Source organism: Lysobacter sp. Root494 (genome assembly GCF_001427225.1).
GTDB lineage: Bacteria > Pseudomonadota > Gammaproteobacteria > Xanthomonadales > Xanthomonadaceae > Agrilutibacter.
The window spans coordinates 422,860-444,777 of record NZ_LMFH01000001.1 but is presented as its reverse complement, the minus strand read 5'-3'; the positions used below and the strand labels follow the sequence as shown (position 1 = coordinate 444,777).

Here is a 21,918-nt window from a genome sequence, read left to right as displayed (position 1 = left end):
GGGCAGGCATAAACGAGTCAGCGCGGTGAGCAGGCCGGGCGCGCGATTCACGGCGCACCCGCTTGCGTTGCCGCCGGCGCGAGCAGTGCTTCCTTGAACTTCGCTCCCGAGTTGTACGCGAAGTACACGTGCAGCGATTCGCCCTTGGCGAGCACGGTGTCGTGCATGGTCTGGGCGTCGCCACCGACGCGGCAGGTGCCGCGGCCCTTCGGATCCGAGCCGACGCCGACCTGGACCTTGCCGGCGGGGACCTTGAAGGTCGCGGTTTCGGCGTCTTCGAATCGTCCGGCCCAGCGGCCGTTGATGTAGACGGCGGCGAAGCACGCGCTGGCTTCCCACGCCTTGCCGCGGGTGATCCGCAACGTGCCCCATGGGCCGCGCACCGGTTCCTGGTAGGCGAGGACGCGGTCGGCCGGCAGTTCGGTCACCGGTTCGTCGGGCACGCCGGCGGCGCGCAGGGCGAGCATGGCGGCGTGCTTGTCGGCGACGGCCTTTTCGGCGAGTTCCACGGTGTGGGCGCTGTAAGCCGCCGTCTGCATGTCGAGGTAGCGCGCACTGCCCTTCACCTCGCCGCCTTTCTCCACCCGCATCTCGTAACCATCGGGTCCGGTCACCTGGACGATGCTGCGGTAACCCAGCATCGCGTCGAACTCGAGCGTGTCGGCATCGACGATGCGGGCGGTGGCGTTCGGCGATTTTTCGACGTCGAAGTACAACTCGCCGGGGCGCTTGCCGGGGCTGATGCGCATCTTCGACAACTCGGTGCCGTTGGCCTGGACGCCGGTTTCCAGCATCACCTTGCCGGGCACTTCCCACTGGATGCTGCGCGTCTTGCTGGCGTAGCCGGGCCAGCCCGCCAGGTCTTCGCCGGCAAAGGTCTTGCCGACCAGCTTCGCGTACGGGCCCCATACCGCGGGATCGGCGACTACCGCTTCGGTCTGCGCTGCCTGCGCCGGTGCGGCTTCGACAGCAGCGCTCTGCACCTGCGCATTCGCGTTGAACGCTGCGAGCCACAGCAGCGCGAGCGCGCCTGCGTTCTTCAGGATCGGACTCATGCTTATTCGCCTCCAGCCAGGGATTCGCCGTTCCCGAGGAACAGAGCGTTCATTTCGTTGCGGAACCGCGTGTCACGCGCTTCGTTGCGCCTGGTCAGCGACTTGCGCTCGCCATCGGTGAGGCTGCTGACCGCCTGCGCGCGGAGCGTGCCGGGTTCGCGGGTGCGGTACAGCAGCACGCGGCAGCGACCCGCCGTCGCGTCGAGCACCGGCTTCGGGATCGCGTAGCGGTCGCCGTCACCGGACTTCTCCGCGATCGCCAGCGCATCGCCTGCGCCGGGCTTGAGGAAGTCGCCGTAGATGCGGTCGGGCAGGTTGTCCCAGTGGCGGGTGTCGGCGCGCGCCTTGGCCGCCGAACTGATCAGCACCGTGGCAACGCCGACGACCAGCATTGCACCGCCGATGGCAGCGCTCCCGGCGTATGACGCGCCCTCGATGCCGATGCCGCCGACCGTGTCGGCGCCTTGGCGGAAGCTCGCCTTGCCATTGAGGATCACGTCGATCTGGCGGCCGCCGAGCGTGCTCGCCTGCCAGCCGAGATTGCCGAGCACCGGCAATTCCCTGTCGTTGGCTACGGCAGCGACGAAGGGGTTGTCGCCCGGCTGCAGCTTGAGCGCTTCGCCGTAACCACCGGCCGCGGTCTTCACCGGCGACATGCCCGACTCGACCAGCAGCAGCGTGGTGTGGTCCGCCGGCGGGGGCTTGAGTCCTTCCGGTTGCTGGGTGGCGGCGCGCCGGTACAGGTCGCTCGCCATGCCGGGGTCGTCGGCGCAGGTCGAGGCCCAGCCGGCCAGCAGCGACATCAGGCCGAAGTCGCCGGCGTAGGTTTCGTCGTTGGAGATCGTGTCCTGGTACTCGGCGGAACGGAAACTCGCGCGCGCGTTTTCGTAATCGCCGTCGGCCATGAACAGCAGGCCGCGGTAGTAATAGGTCATGGCGCGTTCGTAGGGCTCGCCCTTGAAATCCTTGGTGCCTTCCGACGACCACATCGAGCGCGCCTTCTTCGCCGATTCGGAGTTGGCGTAGATCAGTTCGATGCGCGTGATGGCGGCATCCAAGGCGCGCGCCGCGACGTCGAGGTGGCCCTGGTCGATGGCTTCCAGACCGAGGCGCTGCAGGTTGAGCACCGCGCCCCACTCGCCTTCCTGCAGCAGCGTGTCGTAGTACGGCTGCAGACTGGCGGGCACCGGCGCGGATGCAGCGGCGCCCTGCGCGAACGCGGGCACCGTGCAGGCCAGGCCAATCGCGAACGCGGTGGTGCGGGCGAAGCGCTGCAGCGCGCGCACGCTCACCGGTGCACCAGCGCGTCGGCCAGGTGGCGGCCGGTTTCGTCGGCGAGCACGCGCGCGGTGTCGGTCATGGTGGCGGCGCGTGGCGCGGCGCGTTCGAAACCATTCGCCCCGGCGACCCACGGCTGCGGACCGGCTTCGCCCAGTTCGGCGGGCGTGTCGAAATCGACCAGCGTTTCGCCGCTGGCGACATCGCGCAGCGCGACGTGGAAGCGGCGGCCGGACGTGGCACTCGCGTCGATGCGCGAGGTGACTTCGGCCAGGTAGTCGGCGTGGCCAACCAGCGCCTGCGTCTCGATCGCGTGCAGGTTGGGGCGTTCGCCTTCGACGTCCATTCCGGTCAGGCGCGTGGCGAGGGTGCGGTCGATGAAGCGCACGCCGCCCTGGCGCAACTGGGCCATGAATTCCGACTGCATCGCTCGCGCATCGGCCGAGAGCGTGGTGCGCGCGGGGCCCTGGCCTTCGGTGAACTTCTCGCTGCGCTGATGCAGGCTGGCTTCGGCGCCGGCGACGGAAACGCCGACCGCGCCGTCGTAGGTGCTGGCGACGCCCGCGACCTGTGCGGCGTTGCCCTGCACGCGACGGTCCAGGGTTTCGACTTCGCGGTAACCGGTGGTGAGCCCGTCTTCGAGCTGCGATTCCCAGAACAGCATCACCCGGTTGCGCGCGCCGAGGCGTTCGCGCAATGCGGACCATGGCGTGGTTGCCTGCGGCGTATGGCGCGGCGCGGGTTTCAGCACCGGCGGCTGGCCGGCGCGCATCTGCGCGGCGGTTTCGTGCGGAAACGCGAGCGCCAGTGCGACGGCGCAGGTCATCAGTGCGATACGCATCGCGTGCTCCCGGATCAGAGGTTGGGCGCCAGTTCGATGTAGTAGTGCGCGGCCTTGCCGGCGGAGAACGACGACTCCTGGTAGACGGCCATGCCGCCCGCGGGCAGGAACACCGTGCGCCATGCGGAGACGGGTTCGGCCGGGGCCATGCCCTGGTCGAGGAACGCGGTGCGCGCGCGCACGCTCATGCCTTCGCCCGTGCAGTTGGCCAGGCGCGCGCTGACCTGCACGGTCCCGCCGGCGGTGTTCGAGGTGTTGAGCTGCTGGACCATCACGCTGTGGAAGAGCACGGAGTCGCTCATCAGCACGGCGTCGGCGGGAATGTCCTTGACCGCGCCGTACGCGACCGAGGTCAGCGCGGGACCACCGACGGGCGCGTTCTTCTTCAGCGCCTTGTAGTCGCACTTGAGCAGCGCCTGCGGGCGCGTGTTGGGCGTGGAGCAGCCGGCGAGCGACAGGGCGATGAGGCCGGCGGTGCAGAGGGCGGATGCGGCGAATTTCATGGCAACTCCTTCGGAGGTGTGTTGGCGTGCGCGGTCGCCGGATGCAGCGTCAGCGCGGTGCGGATCGGTGCGTCGTCGTCCGGGCGGACGCGATGCACCGTGCCTTCGCCCCGCGTGGGCACGCAGGCAAGGCCGGGGGATGGTGTTGCGGCATGACCGGCTCGTGGACCCGGCCATGCCTGGTCAGCGGTAGATGACGTCGTCGGCCGCGGCACGCTGGAATTCGTACATGCCGCTCCAGACCACGCCGCCGGTTTCGGCATCGACAAGTTCGAACGCGATCTGGTTGTAACGCTGGATCACGCCGCTCTGCGGATCGCGGCTGTCCAGGGTCATGATCGCGCCGCCGAGGAAGTAGTCGACGCCGGCCTGTCCGCCGGTGAGCCCGGTGGTGCCCACGTCGGTGACCCCGTCGCGCTTGAGTTCGCGCTGCTTGGCGACCATGCCGGCGTAGCGCTGGCTCACGAAGGTCATGCGGCCCTGCGAGGCGCGGTTGAGTTCGGTCATGAGGCGCTGGGTGATCATGCGCCGGTTGATGATCTGCGAGCCTTCGTTGCGGAACTCCTGCTCGTCGATGAGGATCCGCGGCGGTTTCCCGAGACCATTGAGGAAGCCGCTGGCGAACATGTCGCGCGCCATCTGGTTGGTCATGGTCTGGATGTCGTGGGCTTCGATGCCGACACCGGTGACGATGCCCTTCTGGCTCGGGTCGAGGTCGCGGGTCTGGACGCCGTTGCGGTTTTCCAGCTCCGGCTTCTTGCGGTCACGGGCCTCACCGGCCCCGGCTGCGAACAGCAACGCCCCGCACGCCAGCCACAGGCCGGCATTGATATGTCTCGTGCTCAAGTTTTCCCCCTGAAGATTCAACGCGCCGCCGGCGAATGGAACCGCAGTCCCCGCAGGCACGGCCTGGAGTCCCGGGTGTTCGCCGCCGTTAGGCGCCGGTCAAGTGGGCCATAGCGGCCTGCGGAATGCTTTTCCCGATCGTTGAAAAGTTATGAAAGGTTTTGAATGCCGCGGCGGTTGGTGGCAGCGCGGGCGTGAGAGCGGGTCATGCCCGATGGGGTCGAACTGCAGCGGGACGCCGTCGGGCCTTCAGCAGTTCGACGTATTGCGTGGCGGTTCGGTGAGGATGCGGACGAAGTCGTCCTTGCCCAGTGCACCGAGTTCGCCACGGATCGGGAAGTGGCCCTGCAGTAAGCGGCGCATTGGAGGGAGCCTTGGGTAGTACGCCGGACTACTTATCTGATTGTTGGCGTAGCGCTTCCTGCAGTCGGGCAAGGCTCAGCATGACCGTCATCGGATCGATGGGCGACTCGATAAATCCATGCTTCAGATAGAACGCCTTCGCCTCTTCATCGATGGCATGACAGAGCAGCGCCCGGATGCCCATCTGTCCGGCAATCTGCAAGATCCGCTGGACCGCATCTTTCAGCAACCCGCGTCCGATCCCCTGCCCCATCCAATCCACATGCACCGCAAGCCGCCCCAAAACCGCCACCGGGACTGGATCGGGCATGTTGCGTTTGATGCTGCCAGGTGCGATCCCGTGCGAAATCGCACCCGCTGCGAGCGCGTAGTAGCCGATGACGTTTTGATGGTCATCGCACACCACGAAGCACCTGGAAGCCCCATCGCGGTGATTCTTACGGGCGCGATGCGCCAGCCACTTCGCCAGCTCGGGGGAGGTGCACTGGAAGTCCTCCAGCCTATGCTCGCCAGAAAGCGGCGCAGGAGGACGGATCGCCAAGGATCAACGCTCCCAGGGTGCTGGTGTACTCAACAAGCGACGCAAAGCATCGGTATTGGTCAGTGGTGCCTCAATCAGCTCGTTAAAGCGCTGCAACGCCTGGCGACTCAAAGCAAAGTGCGTCTGGTCGGCCAGGACTTCCCGAGCCTTCTCACAGGAGGCGTCCAGGATGAACTCCGTCCGGTTCTTACCGGAAACCCGCGCGGCATGGTCGATCAGCGCCTGCTTGGCAGCCGGCGCTCGAAAATTGATGACCCTGTTTGGGGTGGCAGCAGTCATGGCACGGACTCGGCGGTATGTGTGCACATTGTGCATACAGTTGACGAGCTGGGCAAGATTGCTTTGTTGAATTCGCCAACTTGGCGACTGGCTCCATTCAGCCCTCAGGACCCGCTGAATGGCGTTCCGCTCCCCTCCGGCCCGGAACCCTATCCCGCCGGCACTGCTCACCGGTCGCCGGCCGAATCCGCCAGCACCGCGACGATTTCGCGCACCAGGTTGCGTTGCCTTGGAGGCAACCCGAGGAAGGCATCGACCATGGCCCGGTCCTGCGCACTCATGCCGTCGGCCCAACTGGTCCGGACCTCCGCGACCTTCGACTTGCCGCCGCCGTACTGCAGGACATGCGGATCGATCCCGACGATCGCGGCCAGCACGCGGATCTTGTCCTGCCGCGGGATCACCTTGCCATTGAGCCACTGCGAAATCGCCTGCGCGGTTACCGGCGCGCCGCCATAGCGTGAGTTGAACCGCTTCTCCAGCACCGACGCGCTCGCCTCGATGTTCGCGGCGTGCAGGGCAGCGCGGAGCCGCGCCGCAAATTCCGCTTTCTCGTCCTTCATGGCACAGGACGTTAGGTGCCCGTCGAGCGCGAATAGGAAGTTTGACTTTCATTTGATTGAAAGTTTTACTTTCATATTGTCGTTTCGCCTCCGGGTCCATGCCCAAGTCCATCCTCGAGCAACTGCCGAAGTTCGTTGCCCGTGGCCACCGGCAGGCGCAGCTGCGGATGGGGCTGCGCTAAGTGCCCGTACTGGACTGGATCGGCAAACCTGCGGTGGTCAAACACCACAAGGACGTGCCATATCGGCTGCTGGAGCCGGTGCCTGGGCTCTCCTGCAACCCAGACGGAGACGGCGCCGGGAACCTGATCGTCCAGGGTGACAACCTGCTGGCATTAAGGGCACTGCTGCCGCGCTACGCGGGGCAAGTGAAGTGCATCTACATCGACCCGCCATACAACACGGGCGTGGACGATCGCGACGAAAGTGGCAGCCGTACGGGCTGGATTTACAGCGATAACGTCAACAGCCCTGAAATTTCGGCATGGCTAAACAAAGTAGTCGGCTCGGAAACGGAAGACCTTTCCCGCCACGACAAGTGGCTATGCATGATGTATCCGCGTTTGATGCTATTGAAGCAATTCTTGCGCGACGACGGCGTCATCTTCGTTTCCATCGACGAAAACGAATACGCCAGCCTGCGCCTGTTGCTGGATGAAATCTTCGGGATTTCAAACCGGGTCGGGACCATCATCTGGAAGAACGCAACGGATAACAACCCAACGAATATCGCCATCGAGCACGAATACGTGCTGTGTTACGCGCGATACAAGGGGAAGATCAAGAAAGAGTGGAAATCCGCCAACCTGGCGGTGAAATCACGCCTTCTCGAAATAGGCGACGAATTTGTCCTCGAATACTCGGATGGCGTAAAGCGCCAACTCGAATACACGAAATGGTTTCGTAAGCACAAGGATGAACTTTGGCCATTTCAGGATTACAAGTTCATCGACGATGGCGGCATCTACACTGGGATGAGAAGCGTCCATAACCCGGGCAAGGAAGGCTATCGCTATGACGTAATTCATCCGGTCACTGGTAAGCCATGCGTACAACCGATGATGGGGTATCGCTTTCCAGAAGAAACGATGGCGCGATTGCTTGCCGAAGAACGAATCCTCTTCGGCGAGGACGAAACCAAGCTCATCGAATTGAAGGTTTACATCAGGGACTACCGATCCAAGCTTTCAAGCTTGTTCGAACTTGATGGCCGTACCGGCACCAACGAAATCAAGCAGATTTTCCCAGGCAACAAACGCCCATTCGACTTCCCGAAGCCCACCGAGCTGATCGAAGAGCTGCTGAGCTTCACCACCAACAACGATGACATCGTGCTGGATTCGTTTGGCGGTTCGGGCACGACAGGTGCGGCGGTCTTGAAGCTAAACGCTGCTGATGGCTCGCGGCGCCGCTTTATTACTATTGAGATGAAGCAAAGCATCGCGGAAGCCATCACCGCAGAACGAATTCGCCGTATCGCTGACGGCTACACAAACGCAAGAGGCGAACACGTGGAAGGCCTCGGCGGCGGCTTCCAGTTCTGCAGGCTCGGCAAGGCCCTGTTCGATCCGCGCGGCCACATCGACAAGGACGTGCGCTTCGCCGAACTGGCCAACTTCGTCTGGTTCATGGAAACCGGCATGGGCCTGCCGCCACAACGCGCCAGCAAGCGCAAGGCCGACATCGGCAGCCCCCTGCTTGGCGTGCACGAAGGCCGCGCCGTATACCTGCTCTACAACGGCATCCTCGAGGATCGCTCCATCGACGGCGGCAACGTCGTCACCACGCCGCTGCTTGAACAACTGCCACCGCACCTCGGCCCGCGCGTGGTCTATGCCGCCCGCTGCGCCATCGGCGAAGAACGCCTGCGCAAGCTCGGCATCCGTTTCAGGCACCTGCCCTACGACCTGCGGGTGAAGCCATGAGCCTGCTGAAGAAGTATCAGGACCAGGTCCTCGACGCCTGGGAAGGTTTCCTGCTTGCCTACAAGGCTGCGAATGAAGCCACGCCCGGCACGCGCAACGCCAGCCGCGACGCCTTCGAGCAATGCACGCAGCAGCACTTCAAGCTCAAGATTCCGTATCACGCGCCAACCGCATTGGCCGAAGCCGACGTGCCCGTGGTCTGCCTGCGCATCCCCACGGGTGGTGGCAAGACCCTGATCGGCGGCCATGCCATCGCCCGCTTCAAGCGCAGGCTGCTGCCGGCGGGAACCAGCCTGACGTTATGGCTGGTTCCCAGCGACGCCATCCGCACGCAGACCCTGCGCGTGTTGCGCACGCCGGGCGAACTGCTGCATGACGAATTGCGCGCCGAACTCGGTGACGTCGCCGTGCTCGACATCGACGAAGCCCTGTCGACGCCGCCTTCTGTGTTCGACAGCCAGGACACGGTAGTCGTCGCCACCATGCAGGCGTTCAAGCAGGAAGACACTACGCGGCTCGCCGTGTACAAGCCGAACGGCGCGCTGATGGAACACTTCCGTGGCGTCGAGCAGCCAAGCTGGTCGCTGGTGGAGGCGCTGAAGCTGCGCCGGCCCTTCGTGATCATCGACGAGGCGCACAACCAGGGTACCGATCTGGCCTTCGACACGCTGGCACGGCTGGACCCGTGCGCGGTGCTGGAACTGACCGCCACGCCGGATCGTCTGAACCAGCCGTCCAATGTGCTGTATTCGGTGTCGGCGTCTACGCTGCAGGGCGAGGACATGATCAAGCTGCCGGTGGACATGGCCGCGCATGGCGACTGGCGCATCGCACTGCGCGAGGCCATCGCCTGCCTGGACCGCCTGCAGGTAGCGGCGGATGCGGAGAAGCAAACGACCGGCGAAGCACTGCGTCCGATCATGCTGTTGCAGGCCGAGCGCCAGCAGCAAGGCAACCCGGATGCGATGACGGTCGACAAGGTCCGGCAGGCCTTGCTGGACGACTTCAGCATTCCCGCCGAACAGATCGCGCGCTCTGCCACCGGCGTGGATGAACTCGATGGCATCGATCCGGCCAAACTGCGCTTCGTCATCACCGCCGACAAGCTGCGCGAAGGCTGGGATTGGCCTGAGGCCTATGTATTGTTGAGCTTCCGTGGAAGCAGCACACAAACTGCACTGGAACAGATCCTCGGCCGAGTGCTGCGCATGCCGAATGTACGGCGTAAGCAGCACGACGAATTGAACCGCGCCTACGCGTTTGCGGTCTCCACCAACATCCTCGCCGTGGCCAACACGCTGCGCGATGGCCTGGTACATGCGGGCTTCGAACGGCAGGACGTCAAGGACCTGATCCACACGCCGGACCCGAAGGAAGAGGACCTGTTGCGCAGCCAGCAGAGCGTCAGCATCGAGTTGCCGGTCAATCAAGGCCGGGTGCAATTGCCTGATTTCAGCCAGGCCCTGGATACGGTGCGCAAGCGCATCGAAAACAAGCTGGATGTTTCACCGGAAACCGGCAGCCTGACCTTGCGCGGAGAGTGGTCGCCCGCCGAGCAAAAGGCACTGAAAGCCGCGATGCCCTCCGAGGCTGCGGTACAAGCGGCCGAGAACGCCTTCGCCCGATTGCTCTCGCCTGCCGGGCCGCTCGAGAAAACGCCTTCCGAGCAGGGCGAAAGCTTCGCCCTGCCCTTGCTGGCATGGAAGCAGGGCGACTGGCTGGGCGATCTGGACGATGCGCCGGATCTGGAAGGCACGCTGGCCTTGGCTGACGTCGACTCGCTACTGGACGAAACCGCCTTCCCGCGCCAGTTCGAGGAATTGCAGCGCAAGCGCCTGGGAATGAGTGATGCCGGCAAGTTGAAGCTCGATTCGCTGGAACGGCTGCAGGTGCAGATGGGCCTGTTCGGCGTGCGCGAGTCGGCCAGCGAAGCCGACCTGCTGTGGTGGCTGGAACAGCGCGTGATCCGCGCGGACATCGATCCGGATGAGATCGCGGGATGGCTGTCGGGCGCACTGCGTCACCTGCTGGATACGCGCGGCTTCGCAATGGACGAGTTGGCCTACCGCAAGGGGCGCCTGCGTGACGTGCTGGTCGCACGCATCGGCTCGGCGCGCGCGACGGGGCACAAGCAGCGCTTCCTTTCCCTGCTACAGGACGAGGAGCGTTTGAGCGCCGACGAACGCCTGCAATGCGTTTACTCGTCCGGGCGCTACGCCTGGGATTGGCAGTACAACGGCTACGTGAGTTTGCCGAAGCACTTCTTCCCACAGATCGGCAACCTCAAGTCGCAGGGCGAGGAATTCGAGTGCGCGAATTTCATCGCCAACGAACTGAAGGGCGTGAAGGACTGGATCCGCAACGTGGAGCGCAAGCCCGGCGCGTTCTCATTGCCGACCTCGAAACATCGCTTCTATCCCGACTTCCTGGTGCGGATGGAAAACGGCCACTTCCTGGTCATCGAATACAAGGGCGCTCATTTGTACGACGACAAGGACCAGGCCGAGAAGCGGCACATCGGTGCCCTGTGGGCGCGACGTGCCGGAGAAAAATTCCACTTCGTCATGCCCAAGCAGCGTGACTGGGCGTCAATTCTGGCGACGTTGTAGGAAGACATGACCTATCGCCACATTGTGCCGGGCAACGCTTGGCACCGTGGAACATGACGAAGCGACAGCGTGCCGAGCAGTGCTCGGCACTATGGGTACCCTTGCCTTCGCCCGTGGCGAAGGGCAAGAGAAGCCGCCGGGAGGTGGACTGAGGGTTCAGAGGATGTACCGGCTCAGGTCCGGATCCTTCACCAGTTCGTTGAGGTGCTTGTCGACATAGTCGCGGTCGATGGTTATCGATGAACCGTCACGGTCGGGGGCTTCGAAGCTGAGGACGTCGAGCAGGCGTTCGAGCACGGTGTGCAGGCGGCGGGCGCCGATGTTTTCCTGGCGCTCGTTCACCGTCGCGGCGATTTCGGCGAGGCGGTCGATGGCGTCGGGGGCGAACTCGAGCGAGACGCCTTCGGTCTTGAGCAGTTCGACGTACTGCGTGGTCAGCGCGGCCTTGGGTTCGGTGAGGATGCGGACGAAGTCGTCCTTGCTCAGCGCACCGAGTTCGACGCGGATCGGGAAGCGGCCCTGCAGTTCGGGAATGAGATCGGACGGCTTGGCAAGATGGAACGCGCCCGAGGCGATGAAAAGAATGTGGTCGGTCTTCACCGAGCCGTACTTGGTGCTGACGGTGGAGCCTTCGACCAGCGGCAGCAGGTCGCGCTGCACGCCTTCGCGGCTGACGTCGCCACCGACCATGTTGGAGTCGCTGCGCCGGGCGACCTTGTCGATCTCGTCGATGAAGACGATGCCGTGCTGTTCGCAGGCTTCCACCGCGGCGGCGCGCACGTCTTCCTCGTTCACCAGCTTGCCGGCTTCTTCTTCGATCAGCTGGGTGCGGGCGGCCCTGATCGTGAGCGTGCGCTTGTGCGTCTTGCCGCCGGCCACCTGCGAGAACATCTGCCGCAGTTGCTGGCCCATTTCCTCCATGCCGGGCGGCGCCATGATGTCGACGCCGACGTTCACGGCGAAGTCGATCTCGATCTCGCGATCGTCGAGCTCGCCCGCGCGCAGTTGCCTGCGCAGCTTGGCGCGGGTCTTGTCGTCGGCTTCGGATTCCTTCGGCGGGTCGTCGTTCTGCACGCCTTCCGGATCGCCCTGGAAACCGAACAGGGTCACCGCGCGGCGCGGCAGCAGCGCCTCGAGGATGCGGTCTTCGGCGCGCTCCTCGGCCTGCGTGCGCACGCGCTGCTTGGCCTGCTCGCGGTACATCTTCACCGCGGTGTCGGCGAGGTCGCGCACGATCTGCTCGACGTCCTTGCCGACGTAACCGACTTCGGTGAAGCGCGTGGCTTCGACCTTCACGAACGGCGCATTCGCCAACGTGGCGAGGCGGCGCGCGATCTCGGTCTTGCCGACGCCGGTGGGGCCGATCATCAGGATGTTCTTGGGCATCACCTCGTCGCGCAGCTCGGGAGCGAGCTGCATGCGGCGCCAGCGGTTGCGCAGTGCGATGGCGACGGCGCGCTTGGCAGCGTGCTGGCCGACGATGTGCTTGTCGAGCTCCTGCACGATTTCGCGCGGGGTCATCGTGGAGGAGGTGGTATCGGGTTTGGGGGACATGGTGGGCTCGGGAATCGGGAGTTTTTGCTCGTCATTCCCGCGTAGGCGGGAATCCAGCGACTTGGCGTTTTTGGATTCGAGCTTCGGGAATTTATGGGCGGAACAACGTCACTGGATTCCCGCCTTCACGGGAATGACAAGCAACGGCAACCGCGACAACAGCTGCGCTGCAATGACTGTGACTTCGGACTTCATAGCTCTTCCACCACGATGTTGCGGTTGGTGTAGATGCAGATGTCGCCGGCGATGTTGAGCGCTTCGGTGACGATGGCTTTCGCATCGAGTTCGGTGTGCGCGGCGAGTGCGCGTGCAGCCGAGAGTGCGTAAGGGCCGCCGGAGCCGATCGCGACGATGCCGTCTTCGGGTTCGATCACGTCGCCGGTGCCGCCGACGATCAGCGAGGTTTCCCTGTCGGCGACGATGAGCAACGCCTCGAGCTTGCCGAGGCGGCGTTCGGTACGCCATTCCTTCGCCAGTTCAACGGCAGCGCGGGTGAGCTGGCCGTACTTTTCGAGCTTGGCTTCGAACAGTTCGAACAGCGTGAATGCATCGGCGGCCGCGCCGGCGAACCCGGCGAGCACCTGGCTGTCGCGGCCGAGGCGGCGCACCTTGCGCGCGTTCGACTTCATCACCGTGTGGCCGAGCGTGACCTGGCCATCGCCGGCGACGGCGACGCGGCCGTTGCGGCGCACGGACACGATCGTCGTGGCGTGGAAGACATCGGGGTTGCGGCTGGGATCCATGGGTTTCTCCGTGGGGTCCACCGGAATTGGGGGCGGTGCGCTGGGGTTCAAGCGGGTGGGAAGTCATGCCGTTTTTTTGCGCATGGCCGCGATGGTGCGCGACGGGTTGTGGAGAGGGTGTTCCTTCACCTTGTGTTTGCAAGGCAGGGCTGCGGGAAGGGTTGCACGACCGCCCCTCACCCTGCGTTGCTGCGCAACGCTGTCCCTCTCCCCGCAAGCGGGGCGAGGGGAAATGAAACGGCGACATGGATGCGGGGAACTCTCATCCTTCTCCGCTTGCGGGGAGAAGGTGCCCGCAGGGCGACGCGCCGGAGGAAGCACCCTTGGAGCGTGAGGGGCGCCCTTGCGGTTGCTTCTTCTGCATAGCAACGCGGTGCTCCGCCCCTCACCCTGCGTTGCTGCGCAACGCTGTCCCTCTCCCCGCAAGCGGGGCGAAGGGTCATCAGCTTCACTGCGCGGCTACTTCTTCCGCTTCGCGCGCGGATGCGCCGCGTCGTACACCTTGGCGAGGTGCTGGTAATCCAGGTGCGTGTAGATCTGCGTGGTGGCGATGTCGGCGTGGCCGAGGAGTTCCTGCACGCCGCGCAGGTCGCCGGAAGATTCGAGGATGTGGCTGGCGAAGGAATGGCGCAGCAGGTGCGGGTGCACGCGCTTGAACAGGCCTTGCTGCTGCGCGAGCTGGCGCACGCGCAGCTGGATCGCGCGCGGGGTGATCGCGCCGTTGCGGCCAGGGAAGACGTGCGAGTCGTTCGTAGCGCCGGTGAAGGCGCGCCATTCGTGCAAGGCGTTGCGTGCGTGCGATCCGAGCGGGACGCTGCGCTGCTTGCGGCCCTTGCCGATCACGGTGACGAGCGCGTCTTCGAGATCGAGATCGTGCCAGCGCAATGCGCACAGTTCGCTCAGGCGCAGGCCGGAGGAATAGAACAGCTCCAGCAACGCGCGATCGCGCAGGCCCAACGGTGCGTCGGTGGGAACTTCGACCAGCGCCTTGGCTTCGTCGGGATCGAGCACCTGCGGCAGCTTGCGTGGCGCTTTGGGTGCGCGGATCGAGGCGGCGGGATTGGCGGCAATGCGACCGTGCTTGAGCAGCCAGGTGTAGAAGCTGCGGCATGCGGAGAGGCGGCGCTGGATGCTCTTGGGCGATTGCTGGCGGCGGTGTTCGTCGGCGGCGAAGCCGCGCAGCTGTTCGGTGTGCAGGGTGGCGATGTCGCCATGGCCTTTGTCGGCGGCCCACGCGGCGACGGCGGTGAGATCGCGACGGTACGCGTCGAGGGTGTGCGGGGACATCTGCCGTTCGACGGCGAGGTAGGCGAGGAAGTCTTCAACTGCGGACATGGTGATCGCCGTTTGTGCTCGTCATTCCCGCGAAAGCGGGAATCTCGTCCTTTCGCTTTTGCTTGCCTGTTTTGTCGTTGCTTTTGCTCGTCATTCCTGCGAAAGCAGGAAGCGCTTTTCCACAGCGCGAAGCGCTGGTCATCCAGTGCCTCTGCTCTTGCTTCTATGCGGACACATCAAAACCAAAGTCGCTGGATTCCTGCTTTCGCAGGAATGACGAGCAAGAACGAAGACGGGATTCCCGCCTTCGCGGGAATGACGAACAAAAGCGTTAACGCACATACCTCTGCAACGCCACGCCCAGCGCCTCGCCCATCATGCGCAGGAACAGCGTGCCCATGCCGGGGAAGAAGCGGTTCGCATCGTGGCTGCCGACCGCCACCAGGCCCACGCCCGGCACCGGCAGCAGCGCGCTCGACTGCACTTCTTCGGCGCGGATGCCGTACAGCACCGCGTTCTTTTCCGGTTGCAGGCGGCCGCACAGCGGTTCGCTGTCGGCGATGCAGTCGCGGAAGGCGTGCAGGCGCGCGTCATCGGCGGGAATGTGCTGCAACCAGTCGGCTTCTTCCATGCCGGGCACCGACGCGAACGTCACGATGCGCACGAGGTCGCCGTTGAAGTCTTCGCTGAGCGTGGCCGCCATCGCGCGCAAGGTGTCGGCGGCGTTGTCCTGCTTCAGCAGTGCGAGCGTGAGCTGGTGCGTGCGCACGGCGAGGCGCTCGTTTTCCTGCGCGTTGCCGAACAGTTCCTGCAGGCGGCGCGCGAGTTCGCGGTTCTTGTCGCGCAGTACGTCGAGCTGGTAGCTGGCGAGTGACGCGGCCGGGCCCTCGTCGCGCGGCACGACGAGGCTCAGCGCCAGGTCGGGAAACTGCTTGAGGAAACCGGGATGGCGCCGCAGCCACGCGGCGATTTCGTGCGCGCCGAGTTTTTCCGTCACGTCTGTCATGCGGGCACTGCTCCTGTCAGGAAGTTGCCTTCGAAGACGAAGGCGGCCGGTCCGGCCATGGTGATCGGCGCATCGTTGCGCGGCCATGCGATGCGCAGTTCGCCGCCCGGCAAGGCGATGGTGACTTCGCGATCGACGCGGCCTCGCTTCATCAGCACCGCGGCGGCCGCGCAGGCGCCGCTGCCGCAGGCGAGCGTTTCGCCGGCGCCGCGTTCGTACACGCGCAGGCGGATGCGGTCACGCGATTCGACCTGGGCGAAGCCGATGTTGGCGCTATCGGGGAATACGGATTGGGATTGCAGCAGCGGGCCGATGGTTTCGACGCGAGCAGTGGCGATGTCGGCGACTTCGAGCACGACGTGCGGGTTGCCCATCGAGGCGGCACCGAAGCGGAAACTCTCGCTGCCGATTTGCAGCGTGTACTCGTCCTGCATTTGCGCGAAGCCGCGCAGCGGCACGTCTTGCGGTGCGAAGCGCGGCACGCCCATGGCGATGTGGAAGCTTCCGTCGGCCAGGCGCGTGACGTGGTGGGTGTCGACCGGGCTGTCGACCTCGAAAGCATCGCCTTTTGCCGTGCCTTCGCGCAGCAGCCACGCGGCGACGCAGCGAGCGCCGTTGCCGCACTGGCGCGCGAGCGAGCCATCGGAATTCCAGATGCGGTAACTCGCCACCGCGGTGGCGCTGCGCGGTGCTTCGATGGTGAGGATCTGGTCGCAGCCCACGCCGATGTGGCGGTCGCCAAGCACGCGGCACAGCGCGGCGTCGAGCGTGGTGTTGCCGTCGCGCAGGTCGATCACGACGAAGTCGTTGCCCGCGCCGTGCATCTTGCTGAAGCGCAACGCGCGCGCGCCGTGCGTTGCGGGCGTGGCGGACGACGAAGCGGCTTCAGCCATTCCCGTCGTCATCGGCGGGCGGTGTCGCGGGTTCGGCGGGTGTTTCTGCAGGCGTTTCCGCCGGGGGTGTTTCGGTGCCTTCGACCGCGGGCTCGGTGGCTGGCGTTTCTGCGGGCGTGGCTTCCGCCGGGGTTTCCGGGACGGTGGCTGGGTCGATCGGTGCGGGCGGCGTCGGCAGTACCAACGGGCCCTTGTTGCCGCAGCCGGCCAGCAGGGCCAGGGAGGCGGCGATGAAGGCGATACGGAGTGTCTGGTTCATGCGGGGAGTGTAGCGCGGGGCGCTGCGGCTATCGCTAGCGTGCGGCTACCGCTGTCATCCCGAGCGCAGCGAGGAACCTGCCTTTTACCGCGCCAGGTCCCCTCTCTGCGTTGGGAAGACGCCTGTTTCAACGTACCCCGTGCGAACGAGTGGCTCGTGCGCGCAGCGCACGTTACGAAGCAGCAACAGCCGGAGCTAGGAGCACCCCTCCCCGGCCCTCCCCCTTCGCCTTCGGCGAAAGGGAGGGGGAAGAGCGGGAGCGCTGCCTACTTCAGGACGAACTGCTTACTTCAGGGCCCAACTACTTCGCTCGCATCCGGCGGATTACTTCACGCCGAGCTGGTCAAGCATGAACGCGTACATTTCCGCGCGTTCCTTATGCCGGCGGAAGCGGCCCGACTTGCCGCCGTGGCCCGCGTCCATGTTGGTGCGGAAGATCACGGTGTGGCCGGAGGTATCCACGTCGCGCAGCTTCGCCACGTACTTGGCGGGCTCGTAGTACTGCACCTGCGAATCCCACAGGCCGGTGCCGACGAACATCGCGGGATACGCCTGCGCCTTCAGGTTGTCGTAGGGCGAGTACGACAGCATGTAGTCGTAGTACTCCTTCTTCTCCGGATTGCCCCACTCGTCGTATTCGTTGGTGGTCAGCGGGATGCTCGGATCGAGCATCGTGGTGACCACGTCGACGAAGGGCACTTCGGTGAGGATCACGTGGTAGCGGTCGGGCGCCATGTTGCTGATGGCGCCCATCAGCAGGCCGCCGGCGCTGCCGCCGTGCGCGGCGACGCGGTCCTTCGCGGCGTAGCCTTCCTTCACCAGGAAATCGGTGACGTCGATGAAGTCGGTGAAGGTGTTCTGCTTCTTGAACAGCTTGCCGTTCTCGTACCACGCGCGGCCCATTTCCTCGCCGCCGCGGATATGCGCGATGGCGTACACCATGCCGCGATCGAGCAGGCTGACCACGCCGTTGTTGAAGCCAGGATCCATCGATGCGCCGTAGCTGCCGTAGCCGTATTGCAGCAGCGCGGCCGTGCCGTCCTTCCTGAAGCCCTTCTTGTAGACCAGCGACACCGGGATCTTCGTGCCGTCGCGCGCGGTGGCCCACAGGCGCTCGGTCACGTACAGGCTCGCGTCGTAGCCCGGCACCGGATCCTGCTTGAGCAGCTTGCGTTCGCCGGTCTTGGTGTTGAGTTCGTAGGTGGTGTTCGGCGTCGTCATCGACGTGTAGCTGTAGCGCAGCCACTCGGTGTCGGGTTCTGCATTCACCGCCAGGCCCATCGAGTACGCGGGTTCGTCCGCCTTGACGAATTCGGACGCGCCGTCGGGCTTGAGCACGCGCACGCGCTCCAGGCCTTCGGAGCGCTCGGCGATCGCGGTGAAGGTGTCGAACAGTTCGAAGCCGTCGATGTAGACATCGTCGCGCGCGGCGATCCAGTCCTTCCAGTCCTTGCGCGAGGTCGAGCCGGTCGGCGCGGTGACGATCTTGAAGTTCTTGGCGGGCGTGCCGTTGGCATCCGGGGCATTGGTGCGGATCACCCAGCGTCCGCCGTGGTGGTCGGCGTCGTATTCGACGTCGCGTTCGCGCGGTGCGAGCACGGCGAAATCAACCGGGTTCGCCGCGGGCGCGCAGCGCATTTCATCGGACACGGTGCTGCTCACGCCGATGCAGATGTACTGGTCGTCGCGGGTGCGCGAGACGCCCATGTAGAAGCTGTCGTCGTGCTCTTCGTAGACGAGTTCGTCCTGCGAGGCCGGGGTGCCCAGCACGTGCTTCTTCACGCGCACGGTGAGGAGGGTTTCCGGATCGTTCTCGACGTAGAACAGCGTGCGATTGTCGTCCGCCCACACGAGGTTGGGCGACACGCCCTTGACCACGTCGTCATATACATCGCCGGTGACGAGGTTGCGGAAGCGGATCGTGTACTGGCGGCGGCCGACGTCGTCCTCGGCCCAGGCCATCACCTGGTTGTCCTGGCTGACCTCGTAGTCGCCGACGCTGAAATATTCCTTGCCTTCGGCCATCGTGTTGACGTCGAGCAGCACTTCCTCCGGCGCGGTCATCAGGTCCTTGCGGCGCGCGTGGATCGGATAGTCCTTGCCGGTCTCGAAGCGCGTGTAATACCAGTAGCCGCGTTCGCGGAACGGAACCGAGCTGTCGTCCTGTTTGATGCGCGCGACGATCTCCTGGTAGATCTGGTCCTGCCGCGGACGCAGCGGTTTCATCACTGCGTCGGCGTAGGCGTTCTCCGCGTTGAGGTACGCCAGCATCTGCGGGTTCTTGCGCGTGTCGTCGCGCAGCCAGTAGTAGTCGTCGTTGCGCGTGGCGCCGTGCGGGGCCTTGACGGCATGCGGCTTCTTCGCGGCGTCGGGCGGTTGCGGAAGGTCGGCGGCGTGGGCGGTGTCAATCGAAAGCGAAGTGGTCATCAGCAGCGTGCTCGTGAACAGCGTGGCCAGCAGGGATCGGAACGTCGTCATGGAATGGGGTCCGGAATGGCGGTGCGCAATGGCCGTCGGGAGCTGGAACGACAGACGGGCGCCGTAGCGCCCGTCCGAGGATACCGCCGGATCAGTCGATTCGCCCATGCTCGTCATCCCTGCGAAAGCAGGGATCCAGCGTCTTCATGATCTTCAAGGCACTGGATTCCTGCTTTCGCAGGAATGACGAGCAACACACGAATACTGCGGCGGATGGCGGCGTGGGTTGCGTTTACTTCAATTTTTCCCACAGGAACGTATACGCCAGCGCGCTCATGTGCGCCGCCTGTGCGTTGTTCGCCGAACCGCCGTGGCCGCCTTCGATGTTCTCGTAGTAGGTCACGTCCTTGCCGGCTTCGAGCATCTTCGCCGCCATCTTGCGGGCATGGCCCGGATGGACGCGGTCGTCCTTGGTCGAGGTCATGAAGATGACCGGCGGGTAGTTCTTCTTCGCATCGAACAGGTGGTACGGCGAGAAGCTCTGGATGAATTCCCAGTCGGTGGTGTCGGGATTGCCGTATTCGGCCATCCACGACGCGCCCGCGAGCAGGTGGCTGTAGCGCTTCATGTCGAGCAGCGGCACCTGCACGACGACCGCGCCGAACAGCTCGGGATACTGCGTGAGCATGTTGCCGGTGAGCAGGCCGCCGTTGCTGCCGCCCTGCACGCCCAGGTGCTTCGCCGACGTCACTTTGTTCGCGATCAGGTCCTGCGCGACCGCGGCGAAGTCTTCGTAGGCCTTGTGGCGATTGGCCTTGAGCGCGGCCTGGTGCCAGCGCGGACCGTATTCGCCGCCGCCGCGGATGTTGGCGACGGCATACACACCGCCCTTCTCCAGCCAGCCCTTGCCGACGCTGCCGGAATAGCCCGGCGTCAGCGAGATCTCGAAGCCGCCGTAGCCGTATAGCAGCGTCGGTGCGCTGCCATCGAGCTTGAGGTTCTTCGGCTTCACCATGAAGTACGGAACCTTGGTGCCGTCCTTGCTGGTCGCGAAGTGCTGCTCGACGACGCGGTTGCCGGCGTCGAAGAATACCGGGTTGGACTTCAGCACTTCCGCTTGCGCGTTGGAGGCGAGATCGGCGAGCGCGAGCGTGGTCGGCGTGAGGTAGTCGGTGACGGTGAGCCACACGGCGTCGCTTTCGTCCGCATCGATCGCGCCGACACTGACGGTGCCGATGGTCGGCGCGCCGGCGAAGGGCGCGCTCTTCCACTCGCCGCTGGTCGCTGGCGTGAGCACGCTGAGGCGGTTCTTCACGTCTTCCAGCACGTTGAGGACGAGATGGTTCTTCGTCCACACATAGCTCGCCAGCGAGCTGCGCTGCGTCGGCGCGAACAGCGTGGTGAACTCGCGCTTGCCGGCCATGAAGTCATCGAACTTCGTCGCGATCAGGCTGCCCGCGGCGAAGGTCCTGCCGCCGGCCACATAGGCGTCGCGCAGTTCGAGCAGCAGCCATTCCTTGTGCACGGACTTGTTGGCGGAATTGGGGGCGTCGATCTTCGCGAGCTTGCCGCCCTCGCCGATCAGGTAGAGCTCGTCGTTGTAGAAGGCAAGCGTGCGGCTGACGAAGTTGCGCTCGAAGCCCGGCGTGTCGTCGTGGAAGGCGGCGATGTACATGTCGTCGGCCTGTCCTTCGTACACGGTGGTCGCGGCGCTGAGCGGCGTGCCACGCTTCCATTCCTTGACGATGCGCGGGTAACCGGACGGCGTCATCGAACCCTTGCCGAAGTCGGTATAGACGTAGGCGCGATCCTGGTCGATCCAGCCCAGGCCGCCCTTGGCTTCGGGGCGCTCGAAGCCGCCCTCCACCCAGGTCCTGGTGGTGAGGTCGAATTCGCGGGTGACGTCGGCATCGGAGCCGCCGGGCGACAGCGCGACCAGGCAACGCTCGTACTTTGGCTTGAGGCATTGCGCGCCGTGCCAGACCCACTTGGCGTTCTCGGCGGCGTTGAGCGCGTCGATGTCGAGCACGGTTTCCCACTTCGGCTCCGGCTTGCGGTATTCCTCGAGCGTGGTGCGGCGCCACAGGCCGCGCTGGTGCTGCGCGTCCTTCCAGAAGTTGTAGTAGTAGGCGCCGATCTTCTCGACGCCGGGGATCTTCGCGGTCGAGTCGAGAATCGCGCGGATGTCGCCTTCCAGCTGCTGGAACTGCGGCGTCGCGGCGAGGGCCGCTTCGCTCTTCGCGTTCTGCGCGCGGACCCAGTCCAGCGACTGGCTGCCTTCGACCTCTTCCAGCCAGGCGAACGGGTCGGCGGGGTCTTTCATCTTCGGAGCATCCTCGGCGTGGGCGGCGGTCGTGGCCGCCATGATGCCGAGGGAGAGGATCGCGGAGGAGGCCGCCGACTTGAGGGCGGACGGTCCAGGAAACTTCGATGTTGTGGGCATGGGCGTACGGGCGGCGGAAAGGACCCGACGCTAGCATGCGGCGGCGCTCCGGCCGCCCTGCCCAAGGTCATGTTGCCTTTGCGGGATCAGGCCGCAGCCGTGAAGGCTTCATGCGGCCCGCGAAAGCACACGGCGCGCGACACCGCGGGCCCGGCGCCGCGCCTGCGGACCGGAACGGAGGCGGCGCGACACGGGCATTGCCGCCATCTCCTCCACCGCACGGTGCGGGAGCGGGAAGCGCTTCAGCGCCCAGAACGCGGCCGCGGGCATGCCGAGCAGCCACAGGGGCAGCCAGCCCAGGGTTTCACTGAAACCACGTGCGCCCGGCAGCAGCAGGACCAGCACGCCACCGATCGCGAGCGCGTACTTCAGCGTGTCTTCGAGGCGGGCTTCAAGGCCGCCGGTGGAAACGGTGTCGTGGTCAGGATCGTGGCGCATGGCGGGCTCCCTTGGGTGTGGGAGCCAGCGTGGCGGGGGGAGGTCTCACAAGCTGCGACGGGTGGACATCCCCGGAAACAACGGTC

General features: G+C 65.1%; 19 protein-coding genes. 2 read left to right on the top strand and 17 right to left on the bottom strand.

What is annotated here, in order from left to right; all coding sequences use genetic code 11:
• Window positions 1-47: 47 nt before the first annotated feature.
• The 8 genes from ASD14_RS01800 to ASD14_RS16185 form a co-directional block, all read right to left on the bottom strand.
• Window positions 48-1,055 (bottom strand): hypothetical protein, encoded by a 1,008-nt coding sequence (locus ASD14_RS01800; protein ID WP_056127981.1) that lies wholly within the window; start codon window positions 1,053-1,055, stop codon window positions 48-50.
• A 2-nt stretch (window positions 1,056-1,057) separates the two neighbouring features.
• On the bottom strand, window positions 1,058-2,347 hold the full coding sequence (locus ASD14_RS01795) for a hypothetical protein (protein ID WP_056127978.1): 1,290 nt from the start codon (window positions 2,345-2,347) through the stop codon (window positions 1,058-1,060).
• Window positions 2,344-3,174: a hypothetical protein gene (locus tag ASD14_RS01790; protein WP_056127976.1), complete on the bottom strand. Its 831-nt coding sequence runs from the start codon at window positions 3,172-3,174 to the stop codon at window positions 2,344-2,346. The genes ASD14_RS01795 and ASD14_RS01790 overlap by 4 nt, the downstream gene beginning before the upstream one ends.
• A 14-nt stretch (window positions 3,175-3,188) precedes the next feature.
• A complete protein-coding gene (locus ASD14_RS01785; RefSeq protein ID WP_056127973.1) occupies window positions 3,189-3,677 on the bottom strand; it encodes a hypothetical protein in 489 nt (162 codons plus the stop codon).
• Between the two features lie 183 nt (window positions 3,678-3,860).
• The gene (locus ASD14_RS01780; protein ID WP_056127971.1) at window positions 3,861-4,523 is read right to left on the bottom strand and encodes a penicillin-binding protein activator LpoB; all 663 of its coding nucleotides are present in this window, start codon (window positions 4,521-4,523) and stop codon (window positions 3,861-3,863) included.
• A 391-nt stretch (window positions 4,524-4,914) separates the two neighbouring features.
• Window positions 4,915-5,427 carry a GNAT family N-acetyltransferase gene (locus ASD14_RS01775; RefSeq protein WP_056127968.1) on the bottom strand — a complete coding sequence of 171 codons (513 nt, stop codon included), beginning with the start codon at window positions 5,425-5,427 and terminating at the stop codon, window positions 4,915-4,917.
• Between the two features lie 3 nt (window positions 5,428-5,430).
• Window positions 5,431-5,706: a DUF1778 domain-containing protein gene (locus tag ASD14_RS16190; RefSeq protein WP_162247659.1), complete on the bottom strand. Its 276-nt coding sequence runs from the start codon at window positions 5,704-5,706 to the stop codon at window positions 5,431-5,433.
• 167 nt (window positions 5,707-5,873) lie between these two features.
• Window positions 5,874-6,269: a transcriptional regulator gene (locus tag ASD14_RS16185; protein ID WP_056127963.1), complete on the bottom strand. Its 396-nt coding sequence runs from the start codon at window positions 6,267-6,269 to the stop codon at window positions 5,874-5,876.
• A gap of 182 nt (window positions 6,270-6,451) precedes the next feature.
• Between ASD14_RS16185 and ASD14_RS01760 the strand changes: the two genes are divergently transcribed.
• Window positions 6,452-8,194 carry a site-specific DNA-methyltransferase gene (locus ASD14_RS01760; RefSeq protein WP_082538666.1) on the top strand — a complete coding sequence of 581 codons (1,743 nt, stop codon included), beginning with the start codon at window positions 6,452-6,454 and terminating at the stop codon, window positions 8,192-8,194.
• Complete coding sequence (locus tag ASD14_RS01755) at window positions 8,191-10,803, top strand: DEAD/DEAH box helicase family protein (protein ID WP_056127960.1); 2,613 nt, start codon at window positions 8,191-8,193, stop codon at window positions 10,801-10,803. Before ASD14_RS01760 ends, ASD14_RS01755 begins: the two co-directional genes overlap by 4 nt.
• Before the next feature lie 156 nt (window positions 10,804-10,959).
• Here the strand turns inward: ASD14_RS01755 and hslU are convergent, their stop codons facing one another.
• The 9 genes from hslU to ASD14_RS01710 all read right to left on the bottom strand — a co-directional run bounded on the left by hslU (window position 10,960) and on the right by ASD14_RS01710 (window position 21,832).
• Entirely contained in the window at window positions 10,960-12,357 is a 1,398-nt protein-coding gene (hslU, locus tag ASD14_RS01750) for an ATP-dependent protease ATPase subunit HslU (protein WP_082538665.1), read from the bottom strand.
• A 191-nt stretch (window positions 12,358-12,548) separates the two neighbouring features.
• Entirely contained in the window at window positions 12,549-13,100 is a 552-nt protein-coding gene (gene hslV / locus ASD14_RS01745) for an ATP-dependent protease subunit HslV (RefSeq protein ID WP_056127955.1), read from the bottom strand.
• Window positions 13,101-13,559: 459 nt separating this feature from the next.
• The gene (gene xerC / locus ASD14_RS01740) at window positions 13,560-14,435 is read right to left on the bottom strand and encodes a tyrosine recombinase XerC (RefSeq protein WP_056127951.1); all 876 of its coding nucleotides are present in this window, start codon (window positions 14,433-14,435) and stop codon (window positions 13,560-13,562) included.
• A 271-nt stretch (window positions 14,436-14,706) separates the two neighbouring features.
• Complete coding sequence (locus ASD14_RS01735) at window positions 14,707-15,381, bottom strand: DUF484 family protein (RefSeq protein ID WP_056127948.1); 675 nt, start codon at window positions 15,379-15,381, stop codon at window positions 14,707-14,709.
• A complete protein-coding gene (gene dapF / locus ASD14_RS01730) occupies window positions 15,378-16,274 on the bottom strand; it encodes a diaminopimelate epimerase (RefSeq protein WP_056127945.1) in 897 nt (298 codons plus the stop codon). The genes ASD14_RS01735 and dapF overlap by 4 nt, the downstream gene beginning before the upstream one ends.
• Complete coding sequence (locus tag ASD14_RS16600; RefSeq protein WP_056127942.1) at window positions 16,267-16,533, bottom strand: lipoprotein; 267 nt, start codon at window positions 16,531-16,533, stop codon at window positions 16,267-16,269. Before ASD14_RS16600 ends, dapF begins: the two co-directional genes overlap by 8 nt.
• Before the next feature lie 324 nt (window positions 16,534-16,857).
• Window positions 16,858-18,960: a S9 family peptidase gene (locus tag ASD14_RS01720; RefSeq protein WP_056128874.1), complete on the bottom strand. Its 2,103-nt coding sequence runs from the start codon at window positions 18,958-18,960 to the stop codon at window positions 16,858-16,860.
• A 283-nt stretch (window positions 18,961-19,243) separates the two neighbouring features.
• Window positions 19,244-21,316 (bottom strand): prolyl oligopeptidase family serine peptidase, encoded by a 2,073-nt coding sequence (locus tag ASD14_RS01715; RefSeq protein ID WP_056127939.1) that lies wholly within the window; start codon window positions 21,314-21,316, stop codon window positions 19,244-19,246.
• A 186-nt stretch (window positions 21,317-21,502) separates the two neighbouring features.
• Window positions 21,503-21,832, bottom strand: coding sequence for a hypothetical protein (locus tag ASD14_RS01710; protein WP_235565301.1), 330 nt, complete (start codon window positions 21,830-21,832; stop codon window positions 21,503-21,505).
• Window positions 21,833-21,918: the final 86 nt, after the last annotated feature.